At 58.4% G+C, this 24,163-nt stretch carries 24 protein-coding genes, 2 tRNA genes and 1 pseudogene; 13 read left to right on the top strand and 14 right to left on the bottom strand.

What is annotated here, in order from left to right:
* The 4 genes and pseudogenes from NTD88_RS02980 to NTD88_RS02965 all read left to right on the top strand — a co-directional run.
* Positions 1-163, top strand: a pseudogene (locus tag NTD88_RS02980) (IS5/IS1182 family transposase); the annotation flags it as partial.
* Positions 164-610: 447 nt separating this feature from the next.
* Positions 611-1,789, top strand: coding sequence for a DUF4297 domain-containing protein (locus NTD88_RS02975; RefSeq protein ID WP_262153833.1), 1,179 nt, complete (start codon positions 611-613; stop codon positions 1,787-1,789).
* Complete coding sequence (locus tag NTD88_RS02970; RefSeq protein ID WP_053181118.1) at positions 1,786-2,265, top strand: hypothetical protein; 480 nt, start codon at positions 1,786-1,788, stop codon at positions 2,263-2,265. Before NTD88_RS02975 ends, NTD88_RS02970 begins: the two co-directional genes overlap by 4 nt.
* Positions 2,262-4,022, top strand: a complete 1,761-nt coding sequence (locus NTD88_RS02965; RefSeq protein ID WP_262153832.1) for an AAA family ATPase — start codon at positions 2,262-2,264, stop codon at positions 4,020-4,022. The genes NTD88_RS02970 and NTD88_RS02965 overlap by 4 nt, the downstream gene beginning before the upstream one ends.
* 523 nt (positions 4,023-4,545) lie before the next feature.
* Here the strand turns inward: NTD88_RS02965 and NTD88_RS02960 are convergent.
* From NTD88_RS02960 to NTD88_RS02930, 7 genes are all read right to left on the bottom strand, one after another.
* Positions 4,546-4,995 (bottom strand): hypothetical protein, encoded by a 450-nt coding sequence (locus tag NTD88_RS02960; protein WP_262153831.1) that lies wholly within the window; start codon positions 4,993-4,995, stop codon positions 4,546-4,548.
* Positions 4,996-5,349: 354 nt separating this feature from the next.
* A tRNA-Thr gene (locus NTD88_RS02955) sits at positions 5,350-5,425 on the bottom strand.
* Positions 5,426-5,849: 424 nt separating this feature from the next.
* The gene (locus NTD88_RS02950; protein WP_262153830.1) at positions 5,850-7,094 is read right to left on the bottom strand and encodes an SAM-dependent methyltransferase; all 1,245 of its coding nucleotides are present in this window, start codon (positions 7,092-7,094) and stop codon (positions 5,850-5,852) included.
* A gap of 93 nt (positions 7,095-7,187) precedes the next feature.
* Positions 7,188-7,877, bottom strand: a complete 690-nt coding sequence (locus NTD88_RS02945; protein ID WP_095155776.1) for an ABC transporter permease — start codon at positions 7,875-7,877, stop codon at positions 7,188-7,190.
* Positions 7,874-8,569, bottom strand: coding sequence for an ABC transporter permease (locus NTD88_RS02940; RefSeq protein ID WP_095155777.1), 696 nt, complete (start codon positions 8,567-8,569; stop codon positions 7,874-7,876). Before NTD88_RS02940 ends, NTD88_RS02945 begins: the two co-directional genes overlap by 4 nt.
* A 55-nt stretch (positions 8,570-8,624) precedes the next feature.
* Positions 8,625-9,377, bottom strand: coding sequence for an ABC transporter substrate-binding protein (locus NTD88_RS02935; RefSeq protein ID WP_095155778.1), 753 nt, complete (start codon positions 9,375-9,377; stop codon positions 8,625-8,627).
* 13 nt (positions 9,378-9,390) lie between these two features.
* On the bottom strand, positions 9,391-10,164 hold the full coding sequence (locus NTD88_RS02930) for an ABC transporter ATP-binding protein (protein WP_262153829.1): 774 nt from the start codon (positions 10,162-10,164) through the stop codon (positions 9,391-9,393).
* Between the two features lie 112 nt (positions 10,165-10,276).
* Here NTD88_RS02930 and NTD88_RS02925 point away from each other — a divergent pair, with 112 nt between their 5' ends.
* The 3 genes from NTD88_RS02925 to ycaC all read left to right on the top strand — a co-directional run bounded on the left by NTD88_RS02925 (position 10,277) and on the right by ycaC (position 12,994).
* Positions 10,277-10,555 (top strand): hypothetical protein, encoded by a 279-nt coding sequence (locus tag NTD88_RS02925; RefSeq protein WP_262153828.1) that lies wholly within the window; start codon positions 10,277-10,279, stop codon positions 10,553-10,555.
* Between the two features lie 217 nt (positions 10,556-10,772).
* Positions 10,773-12,167 carry a GABA permease gene (gene gabP / locus NTD88_RS02920; protein WP_262153827.1) on the top strand — a complete coding sequence of 465 codons (1,395 nt, stop codon included), beginning with the start codon at positions 10,773-10,775 and terminating at the stop codon, positions 12,165-12,167.
* A 197-nt stretch (positions 12,168-12,364) separates the two neighbouring features.
* Positions 12,365-12,994 (top strand): isochorismate family cysteine hydrolase YcaC, encoded by a 630-nt coding sequence (gene ycaC / locus NTD88_RS02915; RefSeq protein WP_262153826.1) that lies wholly within the window; start codon positions 12,365-12,367, stop codon positions 12,992-12,994.
* 102 nt (positions 12,995-13,096) lie between these two features.
* Here ycaC and NTD88_RS02910 read toward each other — a convergent pair whose 3' ends face one another.
* Both NTD88_RS02910 and NTD88_RS02905 read right to left on the bottom strand, forming a co-directional pair.
* Positions 13,097-13,528, bottom strand: a complete 432-nt coding sequence (locus NTD88_RS02910; protein WP_095155782.1) for a hypothetical protein — start codon at positions 13,526-13,528, stop codon at positions 13,097-13,099.
* 56 nt (positions 13,529-13,584) lie between these two features.
* Positions 13,585-14,019 (bottom strand): hypothetical protein, encoded by a 435-nt coding sequence (locus NTD88_RS02905; protein ID WP_262153824.1) that lies wholly within the window; start codon positions 14,017-14,019, stop codon positions 13,585-13,587.
* Between the two features lie 120 nt (positions 14,020-14,139).
* On the opposite strand from NTD88_RS02905, the gene NTD88_RS02900 reads away from it, so the two are divergent.
* Positions 14,140-14,682 (top strand): hypothetical protein, encoded by a 543-nt coding sequence (locus tag NTD88_RS02900; protein ID WP_095155784.1) that lies wholly within the window; start codon positions 14,140-14,142, stop codon positions 14,680-14,682.
* Between the two features lie 4 nt (positions 14,683-14,686).
* On the opposite strand, the gene ppk2 is transcribed toward NTD88_RS02900, so the two are convergent.
* From ppk2 to NTD88_RS02875, 5 genes are all read right to left on the bottom strand, one after another.
* Entirely contained in the window at positions 14,687-15,739 is a 1,053-nt protein-coding gene (gene ppk2 / locus NTD88_RS02895; protein ID WP_175652875.1) for a polyphosphate kinase 2, read from the bottom strand.
* A 183-nt stretch (positions 15,740-15,922) separates the two neighbouring features.
* A tRNA-Phe gene (locus NTD88_RS02890) sits at positions 15,923-15,998 on the bottom strand.
* Positions 15,999-16,089: 91 nt separating this feature from the next.
* Positions 16,090-16,362, bottom strand: a complete 273-nt coding sequence (locus NTD88_RS02885) for an oxidative damage protection protein (RefSeq protein ID WP_095155786.1) — start codon at positions 16,360-16,362, stop codon at positions 16,090-16,092.
* Complete coding sequence (gene mutY, locus NTD88_RS02880; protein ID WP_095155787.1) at positions 16,359-17,426, bottom strand: A/G-specific adenine glycosylase; 1,068 nt, start codon at positions 17,424-17,426, stop codon at positions 16,359-16,361. The genes NTD88_RS02885 and mutY overlap by 4 nt, the downstream gene beginning before the upstream one ends.
* Complete coding sequence (locus NTD88_RS02875; protein ID WP_262153823.1) at positions 17,423-19,669, bottom strand: AsmA family protein; 2,247 nt, start codon at positions 19,667-19,669, stop codon at positions 17,423-17,425. The genes mutY and NTD88_RS02875 overlap by 4 nt, the downstream gene beginning before the upstream one ends.
* A 320-nt stretch (positions 19,670-19,989) precedes the next feature.
* Between NTD88_RS02875 and NTD88_RS02870 the strand changes: the two genes are divergently transcribed.
* From NTD88_RS02870 to hisA, 5 genes are all read left to right on the top strand, one after another.
* Entirely contained in the window at positions 19,990-21,651 is a 1,662-nt protein-coding gene (locus tag NTD88_RS02870) for an OFA family MFS transporter (RefSeq protein ID WP_262153834.1), read from the top strand.
* Between the two features lie 234 nt (positions 21,652-21,885).
* A complete protein-coding gene (hisB, locus tag NTD88_RS02865) occupies positions 21,886-22,479 on the top strand; it encodes an imidazoleglycerol-phosphate dehydratase HisB (protein ID WP_095155789.1) in 594 nt (197 codons plus the stop codon).
* Positions 22,479-23,117: an imidazole glycerol phosphate synthase subunit HisH gene (gene hisH, locus NTD88_RS02860; protein ID WP_262153822.1), complete on the top strand. Its 639-nt coding sequence runs from the start codon at positions 22,479-22,481 to the stop codon at positions 23,115-23,117. Before hisB ends, hisH begins: the two co-directional genes overlap by 1 nt.
* Entirely contained in the window at positions 23,117-23,377 is a 261-nt protein-coding gene (locus NTD88_RS02855) for a DUF2164 domain-containing protein (protein ID WP_262129821.1), read from the top strand. Before hisH ends, NTD88_RS02855 begins: the two co-directional genes overlap by 1 nt.
* A 41-nt stretch (positions 23,378-23,418) precedes the next feature.
* Positions 23,419-24,156: a 1-(5-phosphoribosyl)-5-[(5-phosphoribosylamino)methylideneamino]imidazole-4-carboxamide isomerase gene (hisA, locus tag NTD88_RS02850; RefSeq protein WP_095155792.1), complete on the top strand. Its 738-nt coding sequence runs from the start codon at positions 23,419-23,421 to the stop codon at positions 24,154-24,156.
* Positions 24,157-24,163 lie beyond the last annotated feature (7 nt).

The raw sequence follows: 24,163 nt of genomic DNA, 5'->3' as shown, positions 1-24,163 counted from the left end.
TAAGTACCGACAGCGCAACATCATCGAGCGCATGTTTGGCTGGCTGAAAGAGAACCGCCGCATCGTGACACGCTTCGACAAGCTCGTAAAAAGTTATGCCGCCATGGTCTCACTGGCTTGTTCTATGCGGTGTTTGCGACATCTCTTTTCGTACAGAGCCTAGGTGCGGGGCTAGGTTTTCCGCGGGACTGGAATTCAATGGAAAATTTGGCGTACCCCAATCCGTAACCATAAATAAATCAGCTAGTTATGGACTTAAACGGAATCAAACTCGGGAGTTCCTTCCTGTGATGTGGATCCTTGATTCCTATCTTGAACGCAGATTTACAAGCTTAGGGTACGCGTATGCTGCCGTGCCAGGTGGAATCCTTACGGTAGACAGGTGTAATGGCATAATGATAACTTTTCGACTACTGGTGAGCTAATCAGTAGGCGGTGCTTTGTGGTTGGAGCCGAAAAAGGTCCAGCTCATCTAATAAAAATTTCAGCTTACTGGCCAGTAATATTGTTCGCATGTCGGAGTCATCAAAAGATATGTAACTAGCCGATGGAATGCGCTAGCCAAAGTTGAGAAAGATATTTCAGCTGAGAAGGGACTCGTAGATACTTCATGAATAGTACTGAAGATTTTTACTCAACAAAGCCTCGCGAACAAGTTGGTAGAGATACCTTCTTAAGATATAGGGCTCAGATACGAGCTGCCGCGCTCGCCGCCTTAGAGATTTTGGAGGGCGGTGAGGTTGATAGAATTTTTTGCGATTACCATGACGATTTCGTGATTGGAAAGAAGGTCTCTGGTAAGCAGCAATACGAGTTTTTCCAAGTTAAAACTCGCGCTAAAACAAGTAAGAACTGGACGCTTAACGAGGTGTTTGGACTTAAAACCCAAAAAAATGCGAGCCATTCCGCAGAAAATGTTAAGGCTAGTTTCGCCGGGAAATTATTGCAGCATACGGTAACCTTTCCGGACGTGTGTGCAAAAATTGTATTTATGACTAATGCTCACTTGGATGAAACCCTCGAGGAAATGTCTGTAAGCCTAGAGTGTTATGATGTTAGTAATAAATACTTGAGGTTTATTGTCGATAATTTTAATGATTGCTTTGTGTTAGCCGAGCCGAAGCTTTCAGAAGCCCAAATACTTGAGAAGCTTTCTAGACTTAGGTTTGAGTCTGACGTTTCGTTTATAAAGGATAAAAACAATAGTTTCGAGTCCGATGCGCGAACTAAGATATACCAATTTAGTGAGATTGATCTTGAGTTTAATGAGGCAAGGCAGATACTAGTAAATCTGTTGGAGTTAATGTCGAAAAAAACTTCAGGGGTGATTTCTGTTTTTGATAAGGCAACTATTAATAGCAAGGCGAGTGTTGATATAAATGACTTGCTTGATTTATTAAGCATATCTAGGGAAGCGTATCATTCTTTGATTCAAGGAGGTGATGCTAGAGCAATCAAATCAGCGTCAGTAATCCAACGGACTATGTTTGCTTCTGGAGCTAGCAACGAGGAGATTGAGTATTCTTCAAGGTGCAAAACTGAGTGGGATGTTTGGCTTCGAGATAACAGAAATAAGCTTTCTGATTTTGATCTCCTCTCTATAGCTTCGAAAATTGATGCTTTGCTTGCCGATACACTTAATGGCACCAAATCTTTCAGGTTAGGTTCGCTTCATCCGAAGTTGAAACAGTTGATGGTGGATCTGGATAGTTTGGGGTTGGTATACGACTTAACACCACCACTTTTATTCGGTGGATTTATATCTGCCCTGGTTAGGTGTAAATCATGAACTATGATGAATTCTTTGAAAGTGTAACCAGGCGCGAAATTTCAATCGTAGTTTTAGAAAGAGATACTCAAAAAAACTACCAGCTAAGCAATGAGGCATTATTTCAGTTGCCTCTCATCTCAATGATCGTGCTTCTATTGGCTAAGGACAGGCGCAAGCCAATTGTGACTGAAATTGGGCAGATGGTAGGAGAATCCATCGAAGCCTCATTAGTTGGATTCAAAGGGTCTTCCAATCATTTAGGTTGGTCTGCAATTTTAAGGATTCGGACGGTAAAAGCCATTAGCTTTCTCGAACGATCCGGTATGATTGAAATCCGAAAAAACGACAATAGAATGCTCGCCACAACCCTAGGACAAAAGGTCATTGATAGAGCTTTGTCTAATGATGATGACTTATCCTATAATCTTTCGTTAATTCAAAGATCTTATAGAAATATCTGTGTGAATAAGCAGATGGACCTGGAGCTTGTATGAGGCTTATCAGACTTCAAATTTTCCCGAAGGGCGATAATGGGTGGAGCTCAGAGCCGTTGGTGTTTGGCCAAGATGTCACTCAACTTTTTGGTCCTAATGGCTGTGGTAAGTCCCCCCTTATCAAGTCTATAGTTTTTTGTCTAGGGTACCCAAGTAAGTTTCGAGATGACATACTCGAGAACTGTCTGTGTGCAGAGTTAGAATTTGAAATCAATAATTTTAACTATGTTGTGCGTCGTAATTTTAAACCGGGACTAGATGTTGTTTTAACCGATTTTGCAGGAGTTAAGCACGAATTTTCAAATGAGCTTGACTACTCTAAATATCTTTTTGAGTTGTTAGGGTTCGATATACCTACATTGGTCTCTAGTGATGAAAAAAAAGCAGCACAGGCGTACTTCTCCGCTTTGCTCCCTATCTATTATTTAGATCAGGAGGAGGGATATCGTAAGTATTATAGCCCTAGTGCTTCCTTTATAAAGGATCAGCTTTCCGAGTCTATTCGAATTATTTTGGGCGTGGCGCCGAAGAACGCATTTGATGCGAAGAAGAAACTGATTGACGCCAAGCGTGAACTCGAACAGCGTGATAAGCAAGTATATGCACTAAAAAAAGAATATGAGTCAGCAAAAGATGTCTACGGATCTATGGATCCGGTAGGAATAGATGTGGAACTCAAGTCTTTGTACCAAAGGCTTGAAGAGCTAAAAAGCGGTACTGCAGATAAAACTGCCTCCACAGACGCTATTGATGAACTGATTGGGTCGAATAACGAAACCATCCGGTCTCTAGATCGGGAGCTAGGAGATATCTCAAAGCGCGACCGCAGCTTTCAAAGAATTCATGCAGAGATTCAAACCGAAATCAATACATTGAGCCTGAATGAAGAAGCGAAAAGAGTATTTTCTTCTTTTGAGGAGATCTGCAACTCTCCTGGCTGTCAATTGTTTTCATTCAGCTCTGACTCTTACGGGAAAAATTTACTTTATTTAAAGGATCAGTTAAAAGATCTGGAGCGCAATGTTGAGATCGGGCGTGGGAGGAGTGAGCAATTAAGTCTGCGCCGGGGTGAGTTAGTAGCTCAGACTCAAAGCCTTACTGAACGACGAAATTCTTTGGTTAATACTTCAGATATAAAAGCGCTGGTTGAGGCTATTACCCAAATTACGTCGAGGATATTTGGTCTGGAGCAGGATAAAAAATCTTTAGAGTCGATCGAAGATATTTCAAATCGTTATGTTAGAGCTTTATCAGCTCAAGATGAAGCTATTAACCGAAGGGAAGAGCTAGAAAAAACTGGGCAAGGTAGTCCTCTCATCATCAGGTTTAGAAGTGTGCTGAGAGAGAATATGCTTAAGTGGATGGATATCCTAGATACAAATAATGTCTCTAGCGATATAAAATTTGAGGGGGATTTCGTACCAATTTTAGGCAACGAGAGATTAGCTCAGTTAGGTGGGAGTACTCGGCTCCGTGTGATTCTTGCGTATCATGCGGCGCTTCTGGAGTGTTTTGAGCTTTCTAAAAGAAGGAAAGTATCGTTCATCATCTTCGATACTCCAAAGCAACATGAAATGCATGGGGTTGATCTAGGACGCTATATTGATGCGCTTAAAGTGTTTTCACGTGCAACAGGTGTTCAGATTATAATATCCGGAACGGAATATCACTATGTTGGAGATGCTAGAGATAAAGATTGGGAACCTAAATTTCCTGGTTCTAAGCAGAAGATGTTCTTGAAGACAGGGAGGGTGTGATACTTACAGGGTTCGTGAATTTAAGAGTCTCGAAGTATTTATTGGATTTTATTATTGATGTATGGAGTGGATGTATTGGTATGCTGTATCTAATAGTATTTATGCTTGCCAGTTCATCCATACTTTTTCAACCATTCCTTCAGTTGTATGAAGTCTACCAAGCCTAGTTGGCGTTGAAATATTTTTGAAAATTTGATGGCAGAAAAAGGGGACAGATTTATTTTCGGTTATTTTAAAATAAATCTATCCACTTTTCCGTCCCCTTTTCCGCATTCACCTACTTCTCAGATGCGGCCAAACTGTCGTCAACTTTGGCTGACGGCTTGGTGTAGCGGTGCTCACGCATATGCTCGCGCAGCCTTTTTTGCAGATTTTTGTCACTGATTCCGTATAGGAGCAGAGGCATACCCTGGACGCGACGTACCAGTGGCGTGGCGAGCGCGCGGCCGACGTACGGGGCGATGCTGGCACCCGCAGCAGTGGCAGGGTCCACTAACCCGCCAGGATCACTTGCGTTAATGACCTATACGGCCATGGGCCTGAAGGGAATGACCTCTCCGGCTGGGGCATCGCCCTTAAAGGTATTGACCGCTGACTCTGGGCGAAGTGGCATTCTCGATTCCTCGTCCCCCGTGTGACGCCGGTAGTCCTGATAAACATAAAAGAACGGCATATCACTCGGGTCGTACGGGATGAAAACTCCTCCTTCTCCATTTGGGCCGAAGGCGAACACAAGTTCAGCTGTATCCGGACGTTCACCTGTTTTGAGGTATTTCACTCCATCGGGATTCAGAAGTACGACCACGCAGCCTCGTGGGCCACGGTAATAGATACCCTCGTCGTTATGGCCCACCGCGATGTACTCGCCCTTGGTCAAACCGAACACCCATGGGTCAGGGTTGAAAAGGTTGGTTTTACTCCAGTAGACGGCGTCCTCGGTCAGGACAAAACGCCCACCGTCGTTGCTATGCACCAAGGTCGATGAGCAACCCCCTGCAAGAAAAAGGCAAGAAAAAGGGGACAGATTTATTTTTATCACCGCCTCCAGAGATGAGGGCTCTGCCGCTAGGGGGGGGGCATGCCGCGCGCTCCTGAGTCTGGTGACGCAGCGAAATTAATGACCGGGGCATGCAGGACTGCCAATCAGTTGCAGTCCGTTCCCTGACCATATTCGCAAAGCCATGTGCGATCAGGGCAGCAGCAGGGCTACCCTTTTTAGCGCGAGCTACTACAAGAATTTGATACTGCCCCAAAACGAAAAAACCCGCCAAAAGGCGGGTTTTTCGGAGGTCCCAGAGATGTCAAAAGCCTTCTCTGAACCCTTATATGGTGCCGGCACCAGGAATCGAACCCGGGACCTACTGATTACAAGTCAGTTGCTCTACCATCTGAGCTATACCGGCGGTAGGGCCGCCATTATAGCGATCGGTTTGGATCTGTAAACCACTTCCTTGCAATCCTGTTCAAAGCCCCGTATTTCGGGGCTTTTGGCTTTTCTGGCGGGGCGTTTTGTGGGGGCTTGTGCGCTTGGAAACCTGGATGCCGGTGTCGTCGGGTTTTGCGGTGGCTGGGCGGGCTTTCGCGAGCAAGCTCGCTCCTACGGGTTTTGGGTGGGGAGGGGAGCGCGGGGTTTGTGGATAAGCTGATCTGAAGCACTCCCGCCTAATTCGCTTTAACGCTTATGCACAAACCACATCGACCCCTTGCACTCCATGCAAGCACGCGTCCGCGTCACAGTGTCGCGCGACCAAATGGCTGTTTTTGCTGGCCTTTAGCAGATGATCCGTAAAGCCTCAAGTGGAAAAATCCGACGCGGGGGGATTTTTTTCAAACCTTGGTTGTGAAGTTGCTCACAGAGTTATCCACAGGTTGTTCCGCCAGCAGCATGAGGTTGCGCGGGGTGAGGGGGTGGGGGCAGAAGGTGCCGAGGCGGACGTTGTAGCCCCGTTCGCGCAGGTAGAGCGCGCGGTCGAGGACGAGCCAGAGTTCCAGGGGGCGGCGGAAGAGGTTGCGCAGCAGTTCGAGGTTGCGCACTTCGGCCAGGCGTTTCCAGCCGGCAGCTTCCAGTGCGTCCCAGTCCGGTGCTTCCTTTATAGGCAGGCTTTTGAGGTCGGCGAGGTCGCGGCAGTAGTCGGCGAAGGGCTTTTGTAGCCAGGCGCTGGGCAGTGAGGGGGTGGGCAGGTAGTCGTCGGTTTGGCGCAGTTGCCGTTGCAGGACGTCGAAACCGAGGCGGCGGGCCATGGACTGGTCGCGCTGGCGGCGGACGCGGCTGCCGGCGGTGACGGTTTCGCTCAGGGGCAGGCCGAGGTCGTCGAGGTCGAGTTGCAAGGCGGAGGCGCGGGCGGCTGTGGATAACGGCTGGTAGTGCGGGCCGGCGGTGCGGTTGTAGCAGCACGGGGCGATGGCCAGTTGCGGGCAGCCGGCGGCGCTGGCGAGTTGCATCAGGCGTACGTGGAGATCGCCGCAGGCGTGCAGGGCCACGGGGGTGTGGTCGGCGCGGAGGCGAGCGGCAGCGTCTGCGGCCATTACGTCCTGGAGTTGGTGGTTCGCCGGCAGGTGGTGGTGCTGGCTGAGGTGTTCTCCGTCGGCAACCAGCGCGGGGTCGTATTCCAGGCAGGTGAGGTGTTGGTCCGGGTTCAGCAGGCGGCGGCCGAGGTGGCCTTTGCCGGCGCACCAGTCAAGCCAGTGGCTCGGGCGGCGGGCGAAGTCGAGGTGGCTGGCGAAGGCTTCGATCTGTTGCCATTTGCGGCCGGGGACGTCGGTGCTGAGGCGAGGCGGCGCTGGACTGAGGGCGATTGTGGATAAGTCGCCGAGGGCGGACAGCGTCTGGGCTTCGGCGGCCAGTTGTGGATAAGGCGCGGGGGCCGGGACGGTGTGGGGCTGGTTGTGGGCGGATTCGGCCTGTTCGAGGGTGCGGGTGCGTAGCCATTCGGCGAGCTGCGGGTGGGAGGTTTCCCACGGCAGGTGCCGGGTGGTGAAGGGGCGCGGGTGCCAGAGGGCGTGGTGCTGGCGGAGGAAGTGGTCCAGGGCCTGGAAGCGGGGGAGGAGGTGGTCGTTTTCCAGGTGGGACATGGGGGTGGCCTGGTGGTGGGGCGGCGGTTTGGGGGTGTTCGCGAGCAAGCTCGCTCCTACAGTGGAGTGGGAGCGAGCTTGCCAGCGATGGCGTCAGCGGCCTTGTGCGGCGTCCACCCGCAACCAGCGTTCCAGCCCTTTGAAGCCTTGCACCAGCACGAAGGAGATGACCAGGTAGAACACGCCCGCGGCGAAGAAGATCTCTACCGGCATGTAGGTCCGGGCGATGATGGTGCGGGCCATGCCGGTGATGTCGAGCAGGGTGACGGTGCTGGCCAGGGCGCTGGCCTTGAGCATCAGGATCACTTCGTTGCTGTACGCCGGCAGGCCGATGCGCGCGGCGCGCGGCAGCATGATGTGGAGCATGGCGGTGGCGCGGGACATGCCCAGCGCCCGCGCCGCTTCGATTTCGCCCCGCGGGATGGCCTGCAGCGAGCCGCGCAAAATCTCGGCGATGTAGGCGGCGGTGTGCAGGGTCATGGTCAGCGCGGTACACCAGAACGGGTCGCGCAGGTACGGCCACAGCGCGCTGGCCTTGACCGCCTCGAACTGCGCCAGGCCGTAGTAGACCAGGAACAGTTGCACCAGCAGCGGCGTCCCACGGAAGAAGAAGATGTAGCCGTAAGGCAGGGCGCGCACGTACCAGTGCCGCGACGAACGGGCGATGCCCAGCGGAATGGCGATGATCAGGCCGAGGATGACGGCGATGGCCAGCAGCTCAAGGGTGAGCGTGGCGCCTTGGGCCAGGCGTGGCAGCCACTTGATGATGACTTCCCAATTCATGAGTTGGCCCTCGCGAAGCCGCGTGCGGCGCGTTTTTCCATGAAGTGCATGCCTGTCATCGCAAGGACGGTCAGGCCGAGGTAGATGAAGGCCGCCACCAGGTAGAAGGTGAACGGTTCCTTGCTGGTGGTTACGCCGTTCTGCGCCTGACGCATGATTTCTTCCAGGCCGATCACCGAGACCAGCGCGGTGTCTTTCATCAGGATCATGAACAGGTTGCCCAGGCCGGGCAGGGCGATGCGCCACATCTGCGGCAGGATCAGCCGAGAGAAAATGCGCCCTTTCGACAGGCCGAGGGCCATGCCCGCTTCACGGTGTCCCTTGGGGATCGCCAGCAGCGCGCCGCGGAACACTTCCGTGGCGTAGGCGCCGAAGCACAGGCCGAGGGCGATGACCCCGGCGGCGAAGGCGCTGAGTTCCAGGCCGGGCAGGCCGAGCAGGTCGCCCAGTTGGCTCATCAGGGCGACGGAGCCGAAATAGATGAAAAGCACCCAGAGCAGTTCTGGCACGCCGCGCACGATGGTCGAGTAGGTGCCGCCGAGCCAGCGCAGGGGTTTGAACGGCGAGGTCTTGGCCAAGGCGCCGAGCAGGCCGAGCACCAGGCCCAGGCAAAGGGCCGAGAGCGCCAGTTTGACGGTCACCAGCGTGCCGGCCGCGAGTGCCGGGCCGAATCCGTGTAGATCAATATTCATGGGCAGGAGTGTTCAAGGGACCGGCACCGCGCAAGGCGGTACCGGTCGGGGCGAATCAATAGATGCTGAACGGGAAGTACTTGTCGTTGATCTTCTTGTACGTGCCGTCGGCGATGATTTCTTTCAGCGCGGCGTTCAGCTTCTCGCGCAGCGGGTCACCTTTGCGTACGGCGATGCCGATTTCGTCGCTTTCCACCACGGGCTCGCCCTTGAACTCGTAGTTCTTGCCGGCATCGGATTTCAGCCAGTCGTAGTTCACGTACTTGTCAGCCAGCAGCGCGTCGACGCGGCCGGAGGTCAGGTCGAGGTAGGCGTTTTCCTGGGTGTCGTACAGCTTCAGGGTGATGTCGCTGCCGTAGGTGTCTTCCAGCCAGGTGCCGGACAGGGTGGCGCGCTGGGTGCCGATGGTCTTGCCCTTCAGGTAGGACTTGTCGGTTTTGAAGTCGACGTTTTTCGGCGCGATGAACTGCAGCTTGTTGGAGTAGTAGCGGTCGGTGAAATCAACGGCCTGCTTGCGCTCGTCGGTGATCGACAGCGAGGAGACGATGAAGTCGTACTTCTTGGCCAGCAGCGACGGAATGATGCCGTCCCAGTCGGAGGTGACCACTTCGCACTCGACTTTCAGCTTGGCGCACAGGGCGTCGCCGATGTCTTTGTCGAAGCCGACGACCTGGCCGCTGGCGTCCTTGCTGTTGAACGGCGGGTAGGCCGCTTCGATGCCCATCTTCAGTTTTTCGGCGGCCATGGCATTGGCCGAGAACACCAGCGTGGCGGCAGCGGCCAGGAGGAATTTCTTGTAGTTCTGCATGCGTGTTGCTCCGTTAGCGGTTGCTGGACATGAATTGCTTACAACGCGCCGAGGTCGGGTTTTCGAAAACCTGCTGCGGCGATCCCTGCTCTTCGATCAGGCCCTGGTGAAGGAAGACGACTTCACTGGACACCTGGCGGGCAAAGCCCATTTCGTGGGTCACCAGGAGCATGGTCCGGCCTTCATCGGCCAGGGCCCGGATGACGCTGAGTACTTCCTGGACCATTTCCGGGTCCAGGGCGGAGGTGGGTTCGTCGAACAGGATGACCTTGGGTTTCATGGCCAGGGTGCGGGCAATGGCCGCGCGCTGTTGCTGGCCGCCCGAGAGTTCGGCGGGGTAGCTGTGGCGCTTGTTGTGGATTCCGACCTTGTCGAGCAGCGCTTCGGCGTGCTCGATGGCCTCGGCCTTGCTCTGGCCGAGCACGCGACGAGGGGCCTCGATGATGTTGTCGAGGATGCTCATGTGCGGCCACAGGTTGAAGTTCTGGAAGACGAAGCCGATTTCGCTGCGCAGGCGGTTGATCTGCTTGTTGTCGGCAGCCACCAGTTCGCCGTTGCGCGCGGACTTGAGCTTGAGCGACTCGCCTGCCACCAGGATTTCGCCTTGGTGCGGGTTTTCCAGCAGGTTGATGCAGCGCAGCAGGGTGGACTTGCCGGAACCGGAGGAGCCGAGGATGGAGATCACGTCGCCGTCGCGGGCGGTGAGGGAAATGCCCTTGAGAATTTCCTGGTCGCCGTAGCGTTTATGCAGGTTGCGGATTTCCAGTGCGGGCGTGGCCTGGGCCATGTGCGGTCCTCATTGATTCGGTGCGTTCTGCTGTTGGCGGCCTTCCTGGCGAGGCGCCACGCTAGCATAGCGCCCGGATCACAGCCAACAAGGTCGAGCAGGGTGGTCGGCCATGGGAAAGGCGGGTGTCGCATCGCTGCAGTGGACTGTCGCGCTGCTGTCCGCCGTTTCGCTTCGCGGGGCCGGAGCCATGATGAAAAAAGGCGCGATGGTGCCAGTTTTGGCCGCTGCTGGAAAGCCGTATTTGGTCGCGGCGATGGTTGGTAACACCTGGCTGGAGGTCTGGTTGCGCTTTTTGGTTGCACCTTTTTTGCGCTGTGATTTTGCAAAGGTGTTACCTGTGATTGGTTATGGCGCACCCATTTCTAATTGTAAGTGGGTATTTCAGTAATCACGCAAAGTCGGGCATCTTTGGCGACCTTCCGGCCAGTGACTGGCTGAAAGCGCCGCAAGCCTTATGAATCGTGGTTACAGAGTGTTTCGGAATGGGCGGTCATCAAGCTGGCCCGCTGATTGCTATCAAGCTGCCACGAACCGCAGGGCGCCTCACGAGGGCATTGCGGCTCCAAAACGCGGGAAGATCCCCCATTCTTTGCAAAGGTAGTTTTATGAGCGGTACGCACAATTCCAATGACCTCGCTCAGGGGCTCAAGCAACGGCATGTGACCATGCTGTCCATCGCAGGCGTGATCGGCGCCGGTCTGTTCGTCGGCTCCGGCCACGCTATCGCCGCCGCCGGTCCTGCCGTGCTGCTGGCTTACGCCGCCGCGGGCACGCTGGTCGTGCTGGTGATGCGCATGCTCGGCGAAATGGCCGTGGCCTCGCCGGATACAGGTTCTTTCTCCACCTATGCCGACCGTGCCATCGGTCACTGGGCCGGCTTCACCATCGGCTGGTTGTACTGGTGGTTCTGGGTGCTGGTCATCCCGCTTGAGGCCAACGCCGCCGCAACCATCCTTAATGCCTGGTTCCCCGACGTGGCGATCTGGGCCTTCACCCTGGTCATCACCCTGTTGCTGACCGCGACCAACCTGTTCAGCGTGAAGAACTACGGTGAATTCGAGTTCTGGTTCGCCCTGCTCAAGGTCGTGGCGATCATCGGCTTCATCATTCTCGGCCTGGCGGCGATCTTCGGCTTCATGCCCCACAGCCAGGTCAGCGGCGTCAGCCACCTGTTCGACACCCAGGGCTTCATGCCTAACGGCCTCGGCGCCGTGCTGGGCGCGATGCTGACCACCATGTTCTCGTTCATGGGCACCGAAATCGTCACCATCGCCGCCGCCGAATCGAAAGACCCGGGCCGGCAGATCAGCAAGGCGACCAACTCGGTGATCTGGCGGATCTTCCTGTTCTACCTCGTGTCGATCTTCATCGTCGTGGCCCTGGTGCCGTGGAATTCGGGCGAACTGGCCGAAGTCGGTTCGTACCAGACCGTGCTGCAACTGATGGGCGTGCCGCACGCCAAGTTGATCGTCGACATCGTCGTGCTGATCGCCGTGACCAGTTGCCTGAACTCGGCGCTGTACACCTCGTCGCGCATGCTGTTCTCCCTGAGCAAGCGCGGTGACGCGCCGGCCATGGCCCAGCGCACCACCGCCAGCGGCACGCCGCACTACGCGGTGCTGCTGTCGACCGCGGCGGCGTTCCTGACCGTGTTTGCCAACTATGTGGCCCCGGCGCAGGTGTTCGAATTCCTGCTGGCCAGCTCGGGCGCGATCGCGCTGCTGGTGTACCTGGTGATTGCCGTGTCGCAACTGCGCATGCGCCGTCAGCGCATGGCGCGTGGCGAGAAAATCGACTTCAAGATGTGGGCGTTCCCGGTGCTGACCTGGGCGACCATCTTCTTCATCGTTGGTGTACTGACCCTGATGCTGATCCGTCCGGATCATCGGGCAGAAGTGATCTCCACCGCTCTGCTGAGCATTGCCGTGGTTGCGGCGGGCCTGCTGGTGGCACGCAAGCGCAAGGCCGAGAAGGCTGGGGCGTTGGTGCTGGATAACTGAAGTTGTTGAAGTGAAAGAAGGCCGCGCAATGCGGCCTTTTTTATTGCCCTGAAAAACTACAGTGGTCTTCGTTCTATTTGAGGAACGCTAAAGCCAGTTTTCACTAGCTACCGCGCCAAAGGTTCTGAATTTAATCTTCTCCCATCAACGCGAAACACCCCCCCTTACGAAGATCAGAACCTTTAGGAGCAACGACCATGACTGCATTCAAATACAACCGCCTGAACAAAGACGACGCTGCTGTCCTGCTGGTGGACCACCAGGCTGGCCTGCTGTCCCTGGTGCGCGATATCGAGCCTGACCGTTTCAAGAACAACGTTCTGGCCCTGGCGGATCTGGCCAAGTTCTTCAACCTGCCGACCATCCTCACCACAAGCTTCGAGCAAGGCCCCAACGGCCCGCTGGTGCCGGAACTGAAAGAACTGTTCCCGGATGCTCCGTACATCGCTCGCCCTGGCCAGATCAACGCCTGGGACAACGAGGACTTCGTGAAAGCGGTGAAGGCCACCGGCAAGAAGCAACTGATCATTGCGGGTGTGGTAACCGAGGTGTGTGTGGCGTTCCCGGCACTGTCGGCCCTGGAAGAAGAATTTGAAGTGTTCGTGGTGACCGATGCTTCCGGCACCTTCAACGAGATGACTCGCGATGCCGCTTTGAACCGTGTGAGTTCGGCGGGCGCGCAGTTGATGACCTGGTTCGGCGTGGCCTGTGAGCTGCACCGCGACTGGCGCAACGATGTCGAAGGGCTGGCGACGCTTTGCTCGAATCACATTCCGGATTACCGGAATTTGATGACCAGCTATAACGCGCTGACTGCGGGTAAGTAAAAACCCCGTTGAGCCCATCGCGAGCAAGCTCGCTCCTACAGGTTCCGTGTAGGAGCGAGCTTGCTCGCGATGAGGCCCCATAGTTTTAACTGACGGGCCTCTTCACTGCTCGCCAGCCACCTCAGCCTCTATCTGCTTCGCCGCCTGCTCGTACGCTTCAACGAACTCCGGGCTCTGGATCCAGGCGGTGGCCGTATCCTGATCCGCCTCGTCCAGCCAGTCGCGATAGGCGCAGAGCACGCCATAGATGTAATCCGCCGCAGCGTCCTCGCCGTAGGTGGTGACCACCAACGAGAGCAGCGAGTCCGCAAGGAATACGCTGCACATCTCGGTCAGGCTGGTTGCCTGAGCCTCCTTCATCCCCTCGAACAATTCGTCGTAGAGGCCGGCGCCCATGGCCGTCTCGAAAAACTCGTCTACCGAGGGCGGGGCGGAATCCTTGTTCTTCGAGACATTGTTGCGTGTGACGCGGTTTTGCTTGGCCTTGGTGGCCGCACGTTTGGCGCGTTTTTGCTGTTTGGTGTTGGAGGCCATGGAGGAGTTCCTTATTGCCGAATCTGGCGCGAGCGGTGGTGGGGCGGGCGGTTTCGTCAGCCGAACTTCTTCTGCTTCGACACCATCTCCGAGGCCGCCACATACGCGTCCTGGAACTCATCACTTTCCAGCCACGCCATGGCCACTTCTTCCTCGGTGCCATCCAGCCAGTTGCGATACGCACAGAAGACTTTGCAGATGTAGTCGCTGGCGTCGTCTTCCTTGTGGCCCTTGAGCACCAGGGTCAGCAGCGGGTCGACCATGAACACGGCGATCATCGCTTCCAGGCTGGTGTCCTGCGCCGTTTTCATTTTTTCGAACATGGCGGTGTAGCTGCCCGAGTCCATGGCCTTCTTGAACACCTGCTCGACGCTGGCGCTGGACCCCTCGCCGCCGCTCTTCACCGCCTGGCCGCTACGCACCATGCGGTTTTCGCGGGCTTTGCTGGCGGCGCGTTTGGCGCGTTTCTGTTGCTTGGTGTTAGAGGCCATCGGTGTTCCTTTGTGCGAAGTCAGTCAAATTCCGCGTATTGAATCGCAGTTGACCGGGAAACCCAAGCCGCGAAGCAGTGTCACAGGCGGGTTATCGGACAAACAGGAAGGGAATCCCGCATGAAAACCATCGTTGTGCTTAGCCTCGCCGCCACCGTCTTGAGCGGCTGCGGCAACATTGCCGCAGTCAAATCCTTCAACACGCAGTTTGCTTCGCCTGCCAGTGGCGAGACGGCGCGTCTGCGGGTGATGTCTGACGGGATGGTGCGCGGTGTGCCGGGCCTTGCGTGTGTGGATTGGTACAGCCCCGGTGCGGGTGTGATCATCGTGCCGAACGAAACCTTCGCCCAGCGCAACAATGAGAAACTCGGCATGCCTGCTGGCAAGCCAGTGCCGGCGGGGTGGGCCACCAGCGAGGTGCGTGTGGCCGCGGGCAAGCCGCTGACCCTGACCTTCCTCGATGGCGGCCGGGCGGTGAGTTATGACCAGAAGAGTACGTGCCTGGGCATGTTCACCTTCACTCCGCAGGCCGGTGCCGATTACGAGCTGGAGCTGCGTGGTTATCGCGGCTGCGGGGTGGACTTCACGCGGATCGATGGCGCTACGCCGGAGCCGGTGAAAGCCACCAAGGCCGAGTATTGCAGCGCCATTGCCAACTTCTGAGGCGTCAGCCCGGCAGCAGCAGCGAGCTGACCCGGCTTTGCAGTTGGGTGTCTTCTTCGTCGCGCAGGTCTTCTTCCTGCTCCCGCGAGGCACGGCCCACCAGCAGCGGATCGGGTTCGTGGGCGACGCGGAAGTCCTTGCCCGGATAGTCGAGGGCGTTGAGGAAGTGGCGGATGCAGTTGATCCGCGCGCGCTTCTTGTCGTCCGACTTGATCACGGTCCACGGCGCATCGGCGGTGTCGGTGTGGAAGAACATGGCTTCCTTGGCCGCCGTGTACTCCCCCCACTTGTCCAGCGACTTGATGTCGATGGGCGACAGTTTCCAGTGCTTGAGCGGGTCGTCGCGACGGGAAATGAAGCGGCGCAGTTGCTCCTCGCGGTTTACCGAGAACCAGTACTTGAACAACAGGATGCCGCTGTTGCACAGCATGCGCTCCAGCTCTGGCGCCTGGCGCATGAATTCCAGGTACTGCAGCGGGGTGCAGAAATCCATGACCCGCTCGACGCCGGCGCGGTTGTACCAGGAGCGGTCGAAGAAGACCATTTCACCCGAGGTCGGCAGGTGCTGGATGTAGCGCTGGAAATACCACTGGCCCTTTTCCTGCTCGGAGGGTTTTTCCAGGGCGACGATCCGCGCGCCGCGTGGGTTCAGGTGTTCCATGAAGCGCTTGATGGTCCCGCCCTTGCCCGCGGCATCGCGGCCTTCGAACAGGACGACGACGCGCTGGCCGGTTTCCCTGACCCAGTTCTGAACTTTCAGTAGTTCGATCTGCAGCGAGTGCTTGGCCTTGTCGTATTCGGCGCGGCGCATGCGGGTGCTGTACGGATAGGTGTGCGGAAGCTTGGCCGACGAACTGTCTTCACTGGTGCCGTGCGGGGCGGTAGCGACTTCGAGGGCGGCCGGGGTGTCCGCAGCGATGTCGGTTTCGACGATCGGGGCGGGCTTGCGAGGGCGGCGATGCGGGCGAGAGGTATTGGCTTTGTGTGGCGTGGTCTGATGCTGGCCTGCCCCGGATAACGGCTCTGGAAGCGGGAGGGCGGGGGATTCTTCACTCATGGGAGGGGCCTTCTGTTCCTTCGAATGTCCACCTGCCACCTTACATATTCCGGGTGATGGCATATTGACGTCGGTCAATGCGCCAGCGGTTTGTAGCGTTTTTCGCGTGTCGTGGACGTGCGCTTTTTCGAGCACAAACAAAAAACCCCTGAATCTTTCGATTCAGGGGTTTTTACGTTGTCTTGGTGCCCAGAGACGGAGTCGAACCGCCGACACGAGGATTTTCAATCCTCTGCTCTACCGACTGAGCTATCTGGGCAACGGGGCGCATTAAAAGGCTTTTTCAGGATTGCGTCAACAAAATTTTGAAAAATTTATTCAATTAATACCGACGCTTACGTTTTACGGGGTCATTCGGCCGGTGGAACGTAGCCTTCGGCCTTTGCGTACTCCTCGCCAGAGAAGAACTTGTCCATCTCGCCCTGGATGAACTTGCGGTCTTCGCCGTTCATCATGTTCAGGCGTTTCTCGTTGATGAGCAGGGTCTGGTGCTTCTGCCAATCGGCCCAGGCCTTCTGCGAGATGTGCTCGTAGATGTCCTGGCCTTTCGGGCCCGGGTACGGTGGGCGCTCGAGGCCCGGCAATTCTTCGTGGTACTTGCGGCACATTACGGTGCGGGTCATGACGACTCTCCTGCAATCAATACGTCGGCCGCGCGTTTGAGCAGCTTCTTGACTGGGGCAGCGAGGCCCAGGCGCGGCGGGGTGGCGAGGTTATACCAGAGCCAGTCGGCCTCGGCCACGTGCGAGCCCTGTTGGCCGACGCGTACCAGCCACGGCTCGATGGCCAACTGGAAATGGCTGAAGGTGTGGGTCAGGCCGCTGAGTGCGTGGCGGGTTTCGATGTTGAGTTGGTGCTGGTCGGCCAGGTGTTCGAGGTCGTCCAGGTCGTCCAGCTCCGGCAAGCTCCACAAACCGCCCCACAGCCCGCTGGAGGGCCTTCGGTAAAGCAGGATGGCGCCCTCGTCGTTGGCGAGCATCGGCATCAGCGTGCGCTTTTGTGGCAGGGCCTTGCGCGGCTTGGGCAGCGGGTAGCGGATCTCCTGGCCGAGCATGTGCGCTTCGCAACCACGCTCCAGCGGGCACAGCAGACAACTGGGCTTGCTGCGGGTGCAGAGGGTGGCGCCGAGGTCCATCATCGCCTGGGTGTAGTGGTTGACTCGCGCATGCGGGGTGAAGCGCTCGGCAGTGGCCCACAGCGCCTTGGCCACCTTCGGCTCGCCGGGATAACCCTCTTGCGCGGTGTAGCGGGCCAGCACGCGCTTGACGTTGCCGTCGAGGATCGGCGCGCGCAGGCCCATGCTGATGCTGGCGATGGCGCCGGCAGTGGACAGGCCGATGCCCGGCAGATCGGTGAGTTTTTCCACGTCACGCGGGAATTCGCCGCCGTACTGCTCGACGACGATCCGGGCGGTCTTCTGCAGGTTGCGGGCGCGGGTGTAGTAGCCCAGCCCCGTCCACAAGTGCAGCACTTCGTCCTCGGGCGCCGCGGCCAGGGCCTGGACGTCCGGCAGGGCGTCCATGAAGCGGCTGAAGTAATTGAGCACGGTGCTGACCTGGGTCTGTTGCAACATGATCTCGGAGACCCATACCCGGTACGGGTTGATGCCCTGTTGCCAGGGCAGGTCGTGGCGACCATGGCGGTCGTACCAATCCAGCACGGCGCTGGAAAACTGCTCGGGGTTCATCGTTTGAACAGGCCTTTGAGTGCGTCTTTCAGCTCGGGACTGACCTTGTCGCCAAGCTTCTCGTCGAGTTTTTCATTGAGTTTTTCGTTGATGCGGTTGCCCAGCACCTGGCCGGCCAGCTTGCCGACGCCATCCTTGTCCACGCGGCAGGCGCGGGCGCCGAGTTCCAGCGGACCACGGCAGCGCAGCGGGAATTCCAGGCCGGCGAAGCGTTCGTTGACCTGGCAGGCCGGGTCCGGCATATCGCGCTTGTCGCCTTCCACGATGACGCCAATGCGGTAGTCCATGCCCAGCACGCGCAGGTCGAGGTCGCCGTTGCCGTTGACGGTCAGGCCGGGGATGCGGATTTTCAGGTCCGGGTTGCTGGCCACGCCGTTACGCAGCGTCAGGTTGCCTTTGAGCTCCTGGAATGGCGTGTCCTTGCCGCGGGGCTCGCCGCTCAGGGTTTTGCGGTTGAGCGTGGCGATGCCTTGGCAGAGCTGCTGTTCGAGGTTGGCATCGACCAGCACGCCGTTGTTGATAACGAAGCTGGCGTTGCCGTTGAGGGTGTCGATCAGGCCCTTCTGGCTGTTGCCGCTGGCGGTCAGGTCGCTGTTGAGGCTGAGCAGGCCCTTGACCGGCGGGTTGTCGCCGTCGTGCTTGATGAAGTGTTCCACCGGCACGCGGTTGATCTTGCTGGTCAGGCCGATCTGCGGCACCTGTGGACGCACGTCGAGGGTGCCGTGGGTTTCGAAGTCACCGTTGTAGAGGCCGCCGCGCAGGGTTTCGAGGGTGATGAGCCCGCCCTGGCCATTGGCCTTGAGTTCGGCGTCCTGGATCGGCAGCTTGTTCAGGGTCAGCTCGCCGAAGTTCAGGCTGGCTTGCAGGTCCAGTTCGCGCAGGCGGTCCACCGGCAGCAGCTTGTCGCTGCTCCAGGCAACCTGGGTCGGTGCGTCGGGCAGCGGCGTGGTGCCGGAGCCGGCGAGGGCGCTGACTTCGTTGCCCTTGACCTCGGCCTGGCGTGCGGCGGTGGCGCTGGCGGCCGCTTCGCTCTTGGCCAGCAGGTAGCGGTCGGCGTTGAACGTGTCGTTCTTCAACTGGATGCGCAGGGCTTTCTTGGCGAAGTCCTCCACGGCCAGGCGGCCGGTGAAGGTGCTGGCGTCGAGCTTCATCGCCAGGTCTTCCAGGGCCAGGCTGTTCTTGCTGCCTTGCAGGTGGCCGACCAGTTCGAAGCTGGTCAGGGTGGTCGGGTCGTTCATTGCCGGCAGCTCGACGCCGACGCTGTCGAGGAACTTGCGCAGGTCGAGCTGGGCGATGGACAGGCCGCCGCTGATCTTCGGCTCTTTATCCAGCTCGCGCACGCTCAGTTCGCCGAGGGCGCGGAGCTGGTTGGCGGAGAGCTTCAGGCCATTCCATTCGGCGACGTTGGCCGCCAGGTCGGCGAGCAACTGGCCTTGCGCGGAGAAGGTCACGCTCTTTTGTTTCAGTGGTTCGCCGGACAGTTCGCCGGTGAGCTTCATGTCTTCGAACTGGTAGCGCTTGAGGGCGCGGTCGAAGCGTCCTTCGCCGGCGAGTTCGATGCGGGCGCGCAGTACCGGCTGGCCGGAACTGAGGAAGGCGGTCATTTTCAGCGGGATGTTGATCCCTTCATGAATGGCCTCGGTGCTCAACTGGATGCTTTCGGCGCTGAAGCTCTGGCCGCTGCGGGCGTCGCTGTATTGCACCCGGGCGTTGTTCACGGTGAGGCTGTCGATATCCAGTTTCACCGGGCGTTCGCTGGCGACCGGTTTGCTCTCGGTCTGCGCCGGCGCCGTGGTGGCAGGTGCCGTTTCTGCGGTCGCGGCCGGGGCGTTGGCGGGCAGCGGCTTGCCGATATCTTCCCAGTTGCCGTGGCCGTTTTCATCGCGGACCAGGCTCAGGTTCAGCCCTTCCACACGCACATCGCTCATCTGCACTTCGCGGCGCAGCAGTGGCAGAACGCGCACCGACAGGCCGAGCATCTGCAGGTCGGCGAAGGGTTCGGTGGGCTTGTTCAGCGTGGCAATGCTCGCCTCGTGCAGCTCCAGGCCAAGCCAGGGGAACAGGCTCCAGCCGATGTCGCCATTGAGGGTCAGCTCGACATGAGCCTTGTCGCGAGCCAGTTGGCGGATCTCGTCTTTGTAGTCGTTGGGATCGAAGAGGTGGGTCAGGGCGAAGCCGCCGGCCACCACGATCAGCAACAGCCCGAGAACCACCAGTCCCAGGATTTTGCCAAACGCTTTCATGGGCGAGTCCTTGTAGTCCGATGTCTGAAAATTCAGCCGCAGAGTATAGCCCTGCGGACTTCGCCACTGCGATTGGTCTGCGGTGAGGAGATTTCGACGGCGCTTGTCGGTGAAAAGTGCCAGTTGAGGCGAAAAACGCGATATCAGTTTGATAATAGTTAGCCGGCTAAATGCTACTCTTTTGGAGTTCCCGGGTCTTGCTGCGACGGATTGTCGCGACGAGGCCGGCTGCCCTCAAAAAACGACTCGTTGCCTGCGTGCGCCAAAGTCGAGGGGTGTCCGGTTCGGCCCGCGAGCCATACCTATCCACGAGGGCAATAATAATGAGCAGCATCACCGCGGGGGCCGTGGGCGGCACGCCCGGCTTCCTTTCCAAGGAGCGCATCGTCGCTCGACCCGGCTTCAATCGTTGGCTGGTTCCACCGGCCGCCCTGGCAATCCACCTCTGCATCGGCATGGCCTACGGCTTCTCGGTGTTCTGGCTGCCGCTGTCCAAGGCGATCGGCATCAGCGCCCCGGTGGCTTGCGCGCCGGACATGGGCTTCTTCGCGCAGATGGTGTCTTCCACCTGCGACTGGCCGATCTCCATGCTCGGCTGGATCTACACCCTGTTCTTCATTTTCCTCGGCTGCTCGGCGGCGATCTGGGGCGGTTGGCTGGAACATGCCGGGCCGCGCAAGGCCGGTGTGGTGTCGGCGCTGTGCTGGTGCGGCGGCCTGCTGATTTCCGCGTTCGGGGTCTACACCCATCAGATCTGGCTGATGTGGCTGGGCTCGGGGGTGATCGGTGGTATCGGTCTGGGGCTGGGCTACATCTCGCCGGTTTCGACCCTGATCAAGTGGTTCCCGGACAAACGCGGCATGGCCACCGGCATGGCGATCATGGGCTTCGGCGGCGGTGCGATGGTCGGCGCGCCGCTGGCCGCGGCCCTGATGAACCACTTCGCCAGCCCTGAAGGCGTCGGCGTCTGGCAGAGTTTCGTGGTGATGGCGGTGATCTACTTCATCTTTATGATCGGCGGCGCCTTGTCGTACCGCGTGCCGCCTACCGGCTGGAAACCGGAAGGCTGGGTCGCGCCGGCGAAGAAAGCCAGCAACGCGATGATTACCCACCGCCACGTACACGTCAGCGTGGCGTGGAAGACCCCGCAATTTGCGCTGATCTGGCTGGTGCTGTGCCTGAACGTATCGGCCGGTATCGGCATCCTCGGCATGGCTTCGCCGCTGTTGCAGGAAGTGTTCGCCGGCAAGCTGCTGGGCAACAACCTGACGTTCAGCGAGCTGGACGCCACCCAACTGGGCCAGATCGCCGCGATCGCTGCCGGCTTCACCGGCTTGCTCAGCCTGTTCAACATCGGTGGGCGCTTCTTCTGGGCGTCGTTCTCCGACTACATCGGTCGCAAGAACACCTATTTCGCCTTCTTCGCGCTGGGCTTCGCCCTGTATTCGCTGGTGCCGAACATGGGCCACCTGGGCAACATCGCCCTGTTCGTGGCGGCGTTCTGCATCATCCTGTCGATGTACGGCGGCGGCTTCGCCACGGTGCCGGCGTACCTGGCCGACCTGTTCGGCACGCAGATGGTCGGCGCGATCCACGGCCGGCTGCTGACCGCCTGGGCGGCGGCGGGCGTGCTCGGTCCGGTGCTGGTCAACTACCTGCGCGAGTACCAGTTGAGGATCGGCGTGGAACGGGCCGCGGCCTATGACATCACCCTGTACATCCTCGCCGGCCTGCTGGTGCTGGGTTTCCTCTGCAACGCGCTGGTGCGTCCGGTGGCGGACAAGTACTTCATGACCGACGCGCAACTGGCTGCCGAGCAGGCGCTGGGCCACGACAAGGGCGCTGACAACAGCACCGTCCTCGAATGGCATGCCTCGCCGGGCAGCAAGCCCCTGGTGATCGCGGCGTGGCTGGCGGTGGGGATTCCGCTGGCGTGGGGTGTGTGGGCGACCTTGCAGAAGACCGCCGTACTGTTCCACTGATTCAGGTAACTCGGGGCCGCTTTGCGGCCCTTCGCGACGGTTCGGCGCCCCGACGAGCTCGCTCCTACAATCGGCTCAGGACGCGCAAATGTCCTCCGTAGGAGCGAGCTCGCTCGCGATGGCCCGAAAATCGGGCATCAAACCCCACCACCACACGTCATCTTCGTTTCAAGATGCGACGTTCTGGGCCTATAATGACCGCCTTTTTCGCCTAATGATTTTGCGGAGCTGGTGATGGTCGAACGTAAGGCATCCGTCGAGCGCGATACTCTGGAAACCCAGATCAAAGCCTCGATAAACCTGGATGGCACTGGTAAGGCCCGATTCGATATCGGCGTGCCTTTTCTCGAGCACATGCTGGATCAGATCGCCCGACACGGGCTGATCGACCTGGACATCGAGTGCAAGGGCGACCTGCATATCGACGATCACCATACCGTCGAGGACGTCGGCATCACCCTCGGCCAGGCTTTCAACAAGGCCATCGGTGACAAGAAAGGCATCCGTCGCTACGGCCACGCCTATGTCCCGCTGGACGAAGCGCTGTCGCGGGTGGTCATCGATTTCTCCGGCCGTCCGGGCCTGCAGATGCACGTGCCGTACACCCGCGCGAGCGTCGGCAACTTCGACGTGGACCTGTTCCAGGAGTTCTTCCAGGGCTTCGTCAACCACGCCAACGTCACCCTGCACATCGACAACCTGCGCGGGCACAACACCCACCACCAGATCGAAACCGTGTTCAAGGCTTTCGGCCGCGCGCTGCGCATGGCCGTTGAACTGGACGATCGCATGGCCGGGCAGATGCCTTCGACCAAGGGTTGCCTCTGATGCAGACCGTTGCCGTTATCGACTATGGCATGGGCAACCTGCACTCGGTGTCCAAGGCCCTGGAGCACGTGGGCGCCGGCAAGGTGCTGATCACCAGCGATGCCGCGGTGATTCGCGAAGCCGATCGCGTGGTGTTCCCCGGCGTCGGCGCGATGCGCGATTGCATGGCTGAAATCCGCCGCCTGGGCTTCGACGCCCTGGTTCGGGAAGTCAGCCAGGACCGTCCGTTCCTCGGCATCTGCGTCGGCATGCAGGCCCTGCTGGACCACAGCGAAGAGAACGACGGTGTCGACGGCATCGGCCTGTTCCCCGGCAAGGTGCGCTTCTTCGGCAAGGACCTGCATGAAGACGGCGAGCACTTGAAAGTGCCGCACATGGGCTGGAACCAGGTCAGCCAGAGCATCGACCACCCGCTCTGGCACGACATTCCCGACCAGGCGCGCTTCTACTTCGTGCACAGCTACTACATCGAGTCCGGCAAGCCGTCCCAGGTGGTCGGTCGCGGCCACTACGGTGTCGATTTCGCTGCCGCACTGGCCGAAGGCTCGCGCTTCGCCACCCAGTTCCACCCGGAGAAGAGCCATACCCATGGCCTGCAATTGCTGCAGAACTTCGCTGGCTGGGATGGGCGCTGGTAATGAGCCGCTCCGGTAACAAGGCCCCCACGATCACCCTCACCCCTGAGCAGGAGCGTGAGGCGCTGAGCACCCTCAAGCGCTTTCTCGAAGACCGCTTCGAATTGCAATTGGGTTCGTTCGAGGTGGCCGAGGTGCTGGAGCTGTTCAGCAAGGAAATTGCGCCGCATTACTACAACAGGGCGATTTTCGATGTTCAGGCGCATCTCAAAGAGCGCTTCGAGAGCATCGAGAGCGACCTGTGGTCGCTCGAGAAGAACTGACTTCCCGGGCTCACTGTTTACCGAATAGACAGGTTTTCCAGATGCTGATTATCCCCGCTATCGATCTCAAGGACGGTGCTTGCGTACGTCTGCGCCAAGGCCGCATGGAAGATTCCACCGTATTCTCCGACGACCCGGTGAGCATGGCCGCCAAATGGGTTGAAGGTGGCTGCCGCCGTCTGCATCTGGTCGATCTGAACGGTGCCTTCGAAGGCCAGCCGGTCAACGGCGAAGTGGTTACCGCCATTGCCAAGCGCTACCCGAACCTGCCGATCCAGATCGGCGGCGGTATCCGTTCGCTGGAAACCATCGAGCACTACGTCAAGGCCGGCGTCAGCTACGTGATCATCGGCACCAAGGCGGTCAAGCAGCCTGAGTTCGTCGCCGAAGCCTGCCGCGCCTTCCCGGGCAAGGTCATCGTCGGCCTGGACGCGAAAGACGGTTTCGTCGCCACCGACGGCTGGGCTGAAGTCAGCTCGGTACAGGTCATCGACCTGGCCAAGCGCTTCGAAGCCGACGGCGTTTCCGCGATCGTCTACACCGACATCGCCAAGGACGGGATGATGCAGGGCTGCAACGTGCCCTTCACCAAGGCCCTGGCCGAAGCCACGAAGATCCCGGTGATCGCTTCCGGCGGCATCCACAACCTGGGCGACATCAAAGCCCTGCTCGACGCCAAGGCCCCGGGAATCATCGGCGCCATCACCGGCCGCGCAATCTACGAAGGCACCCTGGATGTCGCCGAGGCGCAAGCCTTCTGCGACACCTACAAAGGCTGAGGAGAAC

This window comes from Pseudomonas sp. 20P_3.2_Bac5 (genome assembly GCF_025466035.1).
In the GTDB taxonomy this organism is placed as follows: domain Bacteria; phylum Pseudomonadota; class Gammaproteobacteria; order Pseudomonadales; family Pseudomonadaceae; genus Aquipseudomonas.
The sequence above is the reverse complement of the archived record's forward strand: the minus strand, read 5'-3'. Positions and strand labels throughout refer to the sequence as shown.